Genomic DNA, 12,726 nt, shown 5'->3' with positions numbered 1-12,726 from the left:
ATCGAGAGTGGGATAAAGCACAATGCCCGCACACGGCGGGCATCTTTATCAGCCGGGCAGGTAACGTCAGACGTCAAGGAAATCCATGATGCCTTCTGCCGCTTTCCTGCCTTCATCGATAGCCGTTACCACAAGGTCAGATCCGCGTACCGCATCACCACCGGCAAAGATTTTCTCGTTGCTGGTCTGATATTGGAAAGCGCCCTGGGCTGGGGCTTTGATTCTGCCCCACTGGTCGGTATCAACACCGAACGGCTCCAGCCATTCCATTTTGTGGGGCTGGAAACCGAAGGCCATGATAACGGCATCTGCCGGAAGGACATGCTCGCTGCCTTTAACCGGCTCAGGCCGGCGGCGACCGGCGGCATCAGGTTCACCCAGTGCAGTTTTCACCACTTTCACACCACTTACCTGACCGCGGGCATTCACTTCGACCCCGAGAGGCTGGAGGTTGAACATGAACTTCACACCTTCCTCGCGGGCATTTTTTACCTCACGACGCGATCCCGGCATGTTGGCTTCATCCCGGCGGTAGGCACAGATGACTTCCTTGCCACCCTGTCGGATGGAGGTTCGCACGCAGTCCATGGCGGTGTCGCCCCCACCGAGCACTACAACACGTTGGCCTTTCATATCAATAAAGTCAGACGGGGATTTTTCAAAACCCATGACTCGGTTGGCATTGGCAATCAGGAATGGAAGGGCATCATAGACACCCGGTGCATCCTCGTTATCCAGCCCAGCACGCATGTACTGGTAAGTTCCAACGCCGATAAATACCGCATCGAACTCGTTGATAAGTTCATCCATAGACACATCTGAGCCGACCTCGGTGTTGAGCCTGAATTCCACCCCCATGTCAGTAAAGACTTCCCGGCGACGGATGATGACTTCTTTTTCAAGCTTGAACGACGGGATGCCGAAGGTCAGCAGGCCGCCGATTTCCGGGTAGCGGTCAAAAACCACAGGTTTTACCCCGTTCCTTACCAGGACATCCGCGCAGGCAAGACCGGCCGGGCCGGCACCGATGATGGCGACGCGTTTGTCCGTCCACTCAACGTGAGACATATCCGGACGCCAGCCCATTTCAAAGGCTTTGTCCGTGATGTATTTTTCAACGTTGCCGATGGTGACGGCGCCAAAGTCCTCATTGAGCGTACACGAACCTTCGCAGAGGCGGTCCTGCGGGCAGACCCGGCCGCATACTTCCGGCAGGCTGTTGGTCTGGTGGGAAAGTTCCACCGCCTCCAGGATCCGACCTTCATTGGCAAGTTTCAGCCATTGGGGGATGTAGTTATGGACCGGGCATTTCCACTCACAATATGGGTTCCCGCAGTCCAGGCAGCGGTCAGCCTGGGCTTTGGCCTGATTGTCGGTAAAGGGCTCATAAATTTCGATAAATTCCGTCTTGCGTGCCTTGAGCGGCTTCTTTCGCGGATCAATACGCTGGACGTCAATAAATTGGTATACGTTCTGGCTCATGGATCCCTCCGTTACTGCGCCTGAACACGCAGCTCAGCTGCGCTGCGGCTCTGGTGTCCCAGCAGGGAACGCACGTCGGCCGCTTTTGGTTTCACCAGATAGAACTTGCTCACCCATTGTTCAAAGTCAGCCAGAATACTCTGGGCGCGGTCTGAGCCGGTCAGCTCAAGGTGGCGGTCAATCAGGCCGCGAAGGTGTTCCTGGTGGATGGTGAGCTCATCCAGTGAAATTGCCTCAACCAGCTCTGGGTTCACCCGGCGGGCAAAGTCGCCTTCCTCATCGAGTACATAAGCGAAGCCACCGGTCATACCGGCACCAAAGTTCACACCGGTGCGGCCAAGGATGGCAACAATCCCCCCGGTCATGTATTCACAGGCGTTATCACCGGCCCCTTCCACGATGGCAAGGGCGCCGGAGTTACGTACTGCAAAACGCTCACCGGCCCGGCCAGCTGCAAACAGCTTGCCCCCGGTTGCACCGTAAAGGCAGGTGTTACCGATAATGGTAGACTCATGGCCGAGGAAAGCAGACCCAACTGGGCTGCGGACAACAACCCGGCCGCCGGCCATCCCTTTGCCTACGTAGTCGTTGGCATCACCGATAAGATCCAGGTTCACCCCGCCGGCATTCCAGACTCCGAAAGACTGTCCTGCTGTCCCGCGAAGCTGGATATTTAGCGGTGTGCCGGCCATGCCGTTGTTGCCATAACGCCGGGCGATTTCGCCGGACAGCTTGGCTCCCACTGAGCGGTCAGTGTTACGGATGTCCATAAACACGTTGGCGCTGGACCGGCTTTGGATGGCCGCTTCAAGCTCGTTAAACAGTTTCTGGTTGAGCTCGCCGCAGTCAAACGGCCGGTTGGGCTCCGTGCAGTAAACTTCCTTACCCGGCCAGGGCACTGGCGCGCGGAGGATAGGTGAGAGATCCAGCTTGGCCTGCTTGGCGGTGTAACCGTCAAGTGCTTCCAGTAAATCTGTCCGGCCGATAAGGTCGGTCAGTTTTTCTACCCCAAGCTCCGCCATCAGTTCGCGTACTTCTTCAGCAAGCCCCTTGAAGAAGTTCATCACCTGCTCCGGCAACCCTTTGAAGTATTCCTTACGCAGGGTGTCGTCCTGGGTTGCAACGCCGGTTGCGCAGTTGTTCAGGTGGCAGATACGCAGGTATTTACAGCCCAGCGCTACCATTGGCGCTGTCCCAAAGCCGAAGCTTTCTGCTCCGAGGATAGCGGCTTTGACGATATCCAGTCCGGTTTTCAGGCCACCGTCGACTTGCAGGCGAACTTTGTGGCGAAGGCCGTTTTCCACCAGGGCTTGCTGGGTTTCAGCAAGACCAAGCTCCCACGGGCTGCCGGCGTACTTCACTGAGGTGAGGGGGCTGGCACCGGTACCACCGTCATAACCGGAGACGGTAATGAGGTCGGCGTAGGCTTTCGCCACACCCGTTGCAATAGTGCCGACACCCGGCTCTGATACCAGTTTTACCGAAACGACCGCATTCGGGTTGACCTGCTTGAGGTCGAAAATCAGCTGGGCGAGATCCTCAATCGAATAGATATCGTGGTGTGGCGGCGGTGAAATCAGGGTCACTCCCGGTACCGAATAACGCAGGCGGGCGATTTCTGCCGTCACCTTGTGACCCGGAAGCTGCCCGCCTTCACCCGGCTTGGCCCCCTGGGCAACCTTAATCTGCAATACATCGGCATTGGTCAGGTAATGTGGGGTCACGCCAAAACGGCCGGACGCAATCTGCTTGATGCGGGAGTTGCGCTCAGAGTTAAAGCGGCGAGGGTCTTCACCGCCTTCCCCGGAGTTTGAGTGGCCGCCAAGACGGTTCATCGCAATGGCAAGGGCCTCATGAGCTTCGGGGCTCAGGGCGCCGATAGACATGGCTGCCGAGTCGAAGCGCTTGTAAAGCTCAGAATCCGGCTCAGTTTTCTCAAGCGGAAGTGGCGTATCGCTCTTTTTCAGTTTGAAGAGGTCACGAAGCGAGGATACCGGGCGGCTGTTAACCGTCGCCGCGTAGGTCTTGTAATCCACCTCATCGCCGGATTTCACCGCACTTTGCAGGGTACTTACCACATCCGGGTTGTAGGCGTGGTACTCACCGTCATGGACGTATTTCAGCAATCCGCCGTGTTCCAGCGGCTTGCGCTTGAGCCACGCCTTTCGGGAAAGGTTGAAAAGATCCTGCTGGAAGTCTTCAAAACTTGCTCCCTGGATCCGGCTGGCAATGCCATGGAAACAAAGCTCTACCACATCGTCATGCAGGCCGATTGCTTCAAACAGCTGGGAGCAACGATAAGAGGCGATGGTTGAGATGCCCATTTTGGACATGATCTTGAACAGCCCCTTGTTGATGCCGTTTCGGAAGTTCAGCATCGCCTCACGGTAGGTTTTGTTCATTGCTCCACTGTCCACCAGCTTGGCAATGGTCTCGTAGGCGAGGTACGGGTAAACCGCAGTGGCACCAAAACCAAGCAGGACAGCGAACTGGTGTGGGTCACGGGCTGAGCCGGTTTCCACCACGATATTGGCGTCGCAGCGAAGGTTGGTGTCTACCAATCTTTTCTGCACTGCACCGACAGCCATTGCCGCCGGTACCGGCAGCGTTGATTTGCTAATCCCCCGGTCGGTCAGTACCAAAAGCACAGTGCCGTCACGCACGGCTTTTTCCGCCTCGTCACAGATGTTGAGGATCGCCTGCTTCAGATCGACAGAAGACGGATCGAAATTGATGTCGATGATGCTGTTCTTGTAGTGCTCCCCGTCAAGATCAAGCAACTGCATCATGTCGGAATAGAGCAGAACCGGCGTTTTGAATGCCACGCGGTGAGCGTGCCCGTCGGTTTCGCAAAACACGTTCATTTCACGGCCGATACAGGTTGCCAGCGACATCACATGGTTTTCACGCAGCGGGTCAATCGGCGGGTTGGTCACCTGGGCAAATTTCTGGCGGAAATAATCTGCAATGTGGCGCTCACGGGAGGAGAGGACTGCCATCGGGGTATCGTCACCCATTGAGCCGGTGGCTTCCTGGCCGATATCACCCAACACGCGAAGAACCTGATCGATTTCCTCGTTGCTGACACCAAACAGTTTCTGGTGGACACTTAATTGTTCATCCTGGAGGTTGCGACGGCCGTTGGCGCTGTCATCGTCCAGCTCTTCCATCGGAGTAAGCCGGGTTACGCTTTTATCCAGCCACTCCTTGTAAGGATGGCGGCTCATCAGGTCATCGTCGATTTCTGCCGAGTGCCAGACTTTGGCATTGCGGGTATCAATCACCAGCAATTCACCGGGGCCAACCCGGCCTTTTTCCGCAACTTCATCCGGGGCGTAATCCCAGATGCCGATTTCCGACGCCAGGGTAATCAGTTTGTCCTTGGTCACCACATAACGAGCGGGACGAAGACCGTTCCGGTCGAGGTTACATGCTGCGTAGCGACCGTCAGACATAACAATGCCGGCTGGGCCATCCCAGGGCTCCATGTGCATGGAGTTAAAATCATAAAAAGCACGCAGGCTGTCATCCATATCCGGGTGGTTTTGCCACGCTGGTGGAACCAGCATCCGCATGGCCCGGAAAAGATCCATACCACCTGCCAGCAGCATTTCGAGCATGTTGTCCAGGCTGGAGGAGTCAGAGCCGGTTTCGTTTACGAATGGAGCAGCGGTGCCAAGGTCCGGCAGCAGCGGGGATGAGAACTTGTAAGCCCGCGCCCGCGCCCACTGACGGTTACCTTCAATGGTGTTGATCTCGCCGTTGTGGGCGAGGTAGCGGAATGGCTGTGCCAGCGGCCAGCGTGGTTGGGTGTTGGTGGAAAAGCGCTGGTGGAACAGGCAGATGGATGATTCCAGCCGCAGATCTGCCAAATCGAGGTAAAAACGGGGAAGATCCGCCGGCATACACAGACCTTTGTAGACAATGGTCTGTGTTGAGAGGCTGGTGATATAAAAATCAGGGTCACCGCCCAAACGTTTCTCTGCCCGGCGGCGGGCAATGTAAAGGCGGCGTTCGAGATCACGGGCACGCCAGCCTGCGGGGCCGTTTACGAAAACCTGCTCAATGCGCGGCAGTGAGGAAAGGGCAATTTCACCCAATACTTCAGGGTTGGTGGGCACATCCCGCCACCCGGCAATGGTCAGGGTTTCGGCGTTGATTTCCTCTTCCAGTATTTTTCGGGCTTCTGCTGCCTTACTTTCGTCCGGGCTCAGGAATAACATGCCAACGCCATACAGGCGGCTAAGGTTCCAGCCATTTTCCTCTGCCAGAACCTGAAAAAATTTATCGGGCTTTTGAAAAAGCAACCCACAGCCATCACCGGTTTTCCCATCGGAGTTAATGCCTCCACGGTGGGTCATACGGTCGAGGGCGGAAATCGCGGTCCGGACCAGTTTGTGACTCTGTTCCCCTTCGATATGGGCAATAAGGCCAAAGCCACAGTTGTCCTTTTCCAACATAGGGTTGTAAAGAGACATTGCAATTCTCCCTTGCTACTGCAACAAGTGCAGTGACTCCATCACACGTTGATAAAAATGCTATAGCGAAATTATTGTGATATTGCGTAACCGGGACATACCTTTCTCGATATGCCAGCGTTGTTAATGGGGGCTGTCTGACGGTAGGTTCCGTTTGCAGCGATCCTCCAAAATAGCGGCAAACTTGACATGGGTCAAATTATGCCCAGTCAATTTTTAGACGCTCACACAGGTGATTTACTCCAATACCTTACTGTTTTTTCAGGATAATAGACTGCAATATTTGTCGATCTTATTCACAAATAATGTAGGAAGATGGTTGGGAAGTGGTTTCCTAAATTATATGAAATGGGTTTCTTTGGCCTTTTGGTTTATATCGCCTGATTGTTCTTTAGCCAGATGTGTGGGTGGGTACATCGTTAAGGCGGTGCGTTGGTCACAAAAAAGCCAGCCCGAAAGGGCTGGCAAAACTGGAAGTAACACTCGTTATTATTCGAATGTGTCTTATGCGGAAAGCATCAGGGAATCAGCTTTGGCTTCCAGGTTGGTATCACCCATCAGGAAGCTGTCGACTGCCCGGGCACATTCCCGGCCTTCATTGATACAACGCACAACCAGTGACTGCCCGGTGCGCATGTCACCTGCGGCAAATACACCTTTTTGGTTGGTCATAAAGTTTTCAGTTGCGACGTTGCCCCGGTCATCCAGTTTGATATCAAGCTGGGCAAGTACACCGTGCGGTTCTGGATGGAGGAAGCCCATAGCCAGAAACGCCATTTCACAAGGGATATCGCGCTCTGATCCAATGACCTCTTCAAACACCGGACGTTCACCCGGCTTGGGTGTTTTCCATACCAGGTCAGCAATGCGCAGCGCCTTGAGGTTGCCGTTTTCATCACCGATGAATTCCTTGGTCAGGATATTCCAGTGACGGTCACAACCTTCCTCGTGTGAGGTGGATGTGCGCAGGATCATCGGGTAGTGCGGCCAAGGTTGGTTGGCAGGGCGATCTTCCGGCGGGGTAGGCATGATCTCTACCTGGGTAACGCTGGTTGCGCCATGGCGGTTTGAGGTACCCACACAGTCTGAGCCGGTGTCACCGCCACCGATGACCACAACGTCTTTTCCACCTGCATGGATCTCGTCAGTTTTCAGATCCCAGCCATTGGCCCGGCGGTTGTTCTGTGCAAGGAACTGCATGGCGAAATACACGCCATTGAGTTCCCGTCCCGGAATGGGCAGGTCACGCGGTACAGTCGAGCCCCCAGTCAGAAGAACTGCATCAAAGTCCTGACGGATTTGTTCTGCGTTGACGTCAATGCCGATATGGGCATTGGTGACAAAGTTAACCCCGGCTTCTGCCATAAGCTCGACTTTGCGGTCGATAACAGCAGTGCTCAGTTTAAAGTCCGGGATACCGAAGCGCAGCAGGCCGCCCACTTTCTCATCGCGCTCGAACACAGTCACGTCGTGACCGGCACTGTTAAGCTGCTCAGCCGCAGACAGGCCAGCAGGGCCTGAGCCAACAATCGCCACTTTCTTGCCGGATCGGCTACGTGGCGTTTTCGGCTTGGCGTAACCTTCTTTGTAAGCACGCTCAACAATGGTCTTTTCGATGTTACAGATGGTGATTGGGTCCTGGTTAATCCCCAGGACACAGGCCGTTTCACAGGGGGCCGGGCAGACCCGGCCTGTGAATTCCGGGAAATTGTTGGTAGAACTCAGAATGTTCCACGCCTCTTCCCAGCTGTCGCGGTAAACCGCATCGTTGAATTCAGGGATGATGTTCCCAATCGGGCAACCGTTATGGCAGAAAGGTACGCCGCAATCCATGCAGCGTGATGCCTGCTGGTTAATCTTGTCCCCGAACTCCTCGTTCAGTACGAACTCTTTGTTGTCCTGAATACGGACACTTGGGTCTTTTTTCTTTGGCAGCTCGCGGCCAAATTCCATAAATCCGGTTGGCTTACCCATCGATCGCCTCCACTTCATCCTTGTTGTCGGCTTCAGCCTTACGCTTCTCCAGTACGGCTTTGTAATCCCGAGGCATAACCTTGACGATTCGGCCTAGGTTCTCTTCCTTGTTGCTGAGGAAAAGTTCTGCCACGGCACTGCCAGTCAGTTCCTTGTGCTTGGTGATCATGTCGACCAGCAAAGTCACGTCTTCGTCTGCAAGCGGGTCGAGATCGACAAGTTCAGGGTTGAGCCTCGATTCGAAGTCGCCGAACTGATCCCAGACATAAGCGACACCGCCACTCATACCAGCAGCAAAGTTGCGTCCGGTCTGGCCGAGAATGATTGCCACACCGCCGGTCATGTATTCACAACCGTGGTCACCAATGCCCTCAACAATGACTTTGGCACCAGAGTTGCGGACACAGAAACGCTCGCCGGCAACACCACGGATGTAGGATTCGCCGGATGTTGCACCGTAGAAGGCTACGTTACCGACAACGATGTTGTCTTCAGCAACAATGTCAGCCTTTTGGTTCGGATAAAGCACCAGGGTACCGCCGGACAAGCCTTTGCCCCAGTAGTCGTTGGCATCACCTTCCACTTCGAAGGTCACGCCCTTGGCAAGGAATGCCCCGAAACTCTGACCTGCACTGCCGTCAAATTTCACGTGCATAGGCTCTGGTAGGCCCTGATCCTTGTAGGTTTTGCTGATTTCGTTCGACAGCATGGTTCCGACTGAACGGTCAGTGTTCACCACCGGAAAGCTGGCGTTTACTGCCTTGCCTTCTGTCAGTGCCGGTGCCGCGGCATCAATCAGCTTGCGATCGAGTACTGCTTCCAGCCCATGGTTCTGCTGGCTCTGGCAATAGAGGCCATCGTGGTCGCGTGGTGCTTCACGGAACAGGATGGTATCAAGGTTGATGTTCTTGTATTTCCAGTGGTTGACGTCATCACGTACTTTCAGGCGGTGTGACTGGCCAACCATTTCATTGATGGTGCGGTAGCCGAGTTCAGCCATGATTTCACGCAGGCCTTCCGCCATGTACTTGAAGAAGGTGACAACATCTTCAACGCGGCCGTCGAAGCGTTCACGCAGAGTCTTGTCCTGGGTGGCGATACCGACAGGACAGGTATTGAGGTGACACTTACGCATCATGATACAGCCTTCAACTACCAGGGCTGCAGTTGCCACACCCCATTCCTCAGCACCGAGAAGGGTGGCAATGGCGATATCACGCGGGGTTTTCATCTGGCCGTCAGACTGGACAACCACACGGTTACGCAGGCCGTTTTTCAGCAGGGTCTGGTGGGTTTCAGCGAGGCCAAGTTCCCATGGCAGACCGGCATGGCGGATCGATGACAGTGGTGATGCACCGGTACCGCCGTCATAACCGGCGATCAGGATGACATCTGCTTTCGCTTTGGCAACACCGGAGGCGATGGTGCCTACACCGGCCTCAGACACCAGCTTCACGTTCACACGCGCTTTGCGGTTGGCGTTTTTGAGGTCGTAGATAAGCTGCGCCAGATCCTCGATAGAGTAGATATCGTGGTGAGGCGGTGGCGAAATCAGACCAACACCCGGTGTCGAGTGACGGGTTGCACCAATCCAATCATCAACCTTATGACCCGGCAGCTGTCCACCTTCACCCGGCTTGGCTCCCTGAGCCATTTTAATCTGGATCTCTTCGGCGTTAGCCAGATAGTAAGAAGTCACACCGAAACGGCCGGAAGCAACTTGCTTGATGGCAGAACGTTCCCAGTCACCATTTTCCTTTTTCTCGAATCGGGTCGGATCTTCACCGCCCTCACCGGAGTTGGACTTGGCACCAAGGCGGTTCATGGCAACGGCCAAAGTGGAGTGTGCTTCGTATGAGATAGAACCAAAGCTCATCGCACCGGTAGCGAAGCGCTTAACAATGCTTTCAACGGATTCAACTTCATCCAGCGGAACAGATTGTGAAGGGACCTTCACAAACTTGAACTGGCTGCGAAGCGTTGCAGCATCATCACCCTGGTTATCAACCGCTGAGCAGTATTTCTTGAATTCAGCAAAGTCACGGTTGCGGGTGGAGTGTTGCAACAGGTGGATGGTTTCCGGGTTGAACAGGTGTTTTTCACCACGTTGCTTCCACTGGTAAACACCACCCACATCCAGCATCTGGATTGGGATCTCGCGGTTAGGGTAACCGACACGGTGACGAACCAGTACTTCGCGGGCGATATCATCCAATGACAGGCCGCCAACACGGGTTACAGTACCGGTAAAGTACTTGTCTACTACCGCTTTGCTGATACCCAGTGCCTCGAAGATCTGGGCTCCGTGATAGGACTGTACGGTGGAGATACCCATTTTGGAGAAGATCTTCAGCAGGCCGGCATTGATTGCCTTGCGGTAGTTGTCGAACAGTGAATCGACATCAGTCTCTGCATCGAGCTTTTTCTTGGCCTGGAGGTCAACCAGGGTTTCACGAACCAGGTACGGGTTTACCGCATTGGCACCGTAGCCGATAAGGGTCGCGAAGTGATGGGTTTCACGCGCATCACCGGTTTCAATCACGATATCTGCCTTGGCGCGCAGGCCCTTGCGGATAAGGTGGTGGTGGACGGCACCCACAGCCAGCATGGCCGGGATAGCGGCATGGTTGGAGTTCAGGGCGCGGTCAGTCAGCAGGATGATGGAATAGCCGTCATTTACAGCGTCTTCTGCGTACTGGCATACACGCTTGAGTGCACGTTCCAGTTTGCCCGGCTCGCCGCTCGCACGAAATACGATATCCAGCGTTTTGGCCTGGAGGAAGTCGTTGTCGATTGCGCGCAGTTTTTCCAGCTCAACATTGCTGAGAACAGGGGATTCCAGCTCAACCTTGCGGCAATGCTCTGCTGATTCAGCCAGCAGGTTCTGGTCTCGGCCAAGGTAAGTATTAAGTGACATAACCAGACGCTCGCGGATTGGATCAATCGGCGGGTTGGTTACCTGGGCAAACAACTGCTTGAAGTAGTGTGAAAGGTGCTGCGATTGGTGCGACAGCACCGCAAGCGGCCAGTCTGCACCCATGGCACCCAGAGGCTCTTTGCTCTCACGCGCCATCGGCAGGACGATTTCATTCACTTCTTCGTTCGTGACACCGAATGCCTGGAGGTGGTGGAGCAGGCGCTCAGCTGAAGGCTGGCTGTGGAGCTGTTCGGCATCCGGCAGATCGTTCAGGTGGATAAGGTTCTTTTCTACCCACGCCTGGTAAGGCTTGCTGTTGGCAATATCTGTCTTGATTTCGTCATCAGCAATGATTCGGCCCTGCTCAAGATCGGCAACGAAGATACGTCCTGGCTGCAGACGGCCGCGGTAACGGATATTTTCCGGGGCAATTTCAATAACACCGGATTCTGATGCCATCACCAGGAAGTCATCTTTGGTGACGGTATAGCGTGAAGGGCGCAGGCCGTTACGATCCAGTGTTGCACCTACTTTTACGCCATCAGTGAAACATACAGATGCCGGGCCGTCCCATGGTTCCATTACCGTTGCGTGGTATTGGTAGAAAGCACGCAGGTTGGCTTCCATGTTCGGATTTTCCTGCCAGGCTTCCGGGATCATCATCATCAGTGCATGAGGCAGGCTGCGGCCGGTCAGTACCAGCAACTCCAGCACCATATCGAAATTTGCTGAATCTGATGCGGTTTCCTGACAGATAGGGCGCATCATCTTGAGTTCCTGATCCGTAAAGAATTCAGAACTCAGGAGTGCTTCACGGGCTTTCATCCAGTTGAAGTTACCGCGTACGGTGTTGATTTCACCATTGTGCGCGATATAGCGGAAAGGCTGAGCCAGACGCCAGCGCGGGAACGTATTGGTGGAAAAACGTGAATGCACCAGGGCTAGGGCTGACACCATGTTCGGGTTGCGAAGGTCCGGGAAATACTGCGGTACCTGTTCGGTGGTCAGCTGGCCTTTATATACCAGTGTTTTACACGAGAATGAGTTGATATAGAAATCGTCACCAATGCCGGCAACACTTTCAAGGCAAACACGGACAGTGTAGTTACGTAATACATAGAGCTTGCGTTCAAGCTCGTTGATGTCCATGTGTTCTCCGCCGGTGACGAAAGCATGTTCAAAATGCGGTTCGGTAGAAAGGGGATCTTCTCCGAGCATGCTGTTGTCAGTCGGGACGTCACGGTATCCGATAACCTCCAGGTCGAGGCGGCGGGCATTTCGTTCAAAGATTTCGCGGCATTGTCCACGCTTGTCCTCGTCCTGAGGGAAAAGCATGACACCGACACCGTACTTATCAAACGCTGGCAGTTGGATACCCAACTCCTGGGTTTCCTGCAACAGGAACTCATGCGGTTTTTGCATAAGGATACCGGCACCGTCACCACTGCACGGGTCACAGCCCTGACCACCGCGGTGTTCCATACGTGCCAGCATTTCTAACGCCTGGGATACAATGGCGTGTGATTTTCGGTTTTTCAGGTGGGCTACGAAACCGATGCCACAGGCATCATGTTCCATTTCAGGCACATAAAGGCCTTGCGAGCGCTGCTCTGCTTCTATCATAAGCTAATCGTCCTTCCAGTTGACGCCAATACCTCACGGCATTGGTTTCCTTTTGTTGTTACCGGGCATCATTGCCCTTTTATGCAGTAGCAAGAGGTTGTGCTGCGAAGGGAGAAAATTTCCAAATATTTCTTCGCAAAATAGTTGTTGTAATAAACAAACTGCCAAAATTGGATTAAATAGCAGAACTTTTACGTTTGCTTTTTAATCAGTTTGCGTTTTTATACTACAGTTTTGGGTGTGTCCTAATCA

At 54.3% G+C, this 12,726-nt stretch carries 4 protein-coding genes; all 4 read right to left on the bottom strand.

Going from position 1 to position 12,726, the window contains the following annotated elements; all coding sequences use genetic code 11:
- Positions 1–66: 66 nt before the first annotated feature.
- On the bottom strand, positions 67–1,482 hold the full coding sequence (locus NF212_RS14585; RefSeq protein ID WP_434356856.1) for an FAD-dependent oxidoreductase: 1,416 nt from the start codon (positions 1,480–1,482) through the stop codon (positions 67–69).
- A gap of 11 nt (positions 1,483–1,493) precedes the next feature.
- Entirely contained in the window at positions 1,494–5,960 is a 4,467-nt protein-coding gene (gltB, locus tag NF212_RS14580; RefSeq protein WP_434356854.1) for a glutamate synthase large subunit, read from the bottom strand.
- Between the two features lie 504 nt (positions 5,961–6,464).
- Positions 6,465–7,934, bottom strand: a complete 1,470-nt coding sequence (locus tag NF212_RS14575; RefSeq protein WP_434356852.1) for a glutamate synthase subunit beta — start codon at positions 7,932–7,934, stop codon at positions 6,465–6,467.
- On the bottom strand, positions 7,927–12,474 hold the full coding sequence (gltB, locus tag NF212_RS14570; protein WP_434356850.1) for a glutamate synthase large subunit: 4,548 nt from the start codon (positions 12,472–12,474) through the stop codon (positions 7,927–7,929). The genes NF212_RS14575 and gltB (NF212_RS14570) overlap by 8 nt, the downstream gene beginning before the upstream one ends.
- Between the last annotated feature and the right edge of the window lie 252 nt (positions 12,475–12,726).

This window comes from Parasalinivibrio latis (genome assembly GCF_036825535.1).
Classification (GTDB): Bacteria; Pseudomonadota; Gammaproteobacteria; order Enterobacterales; family Vibrionaceae; genus Parasalinivibrio; species Parasalinivibrio latis.
This window is presented reverse-complemented; position numbering and strand designations above follow the sequence as displayed.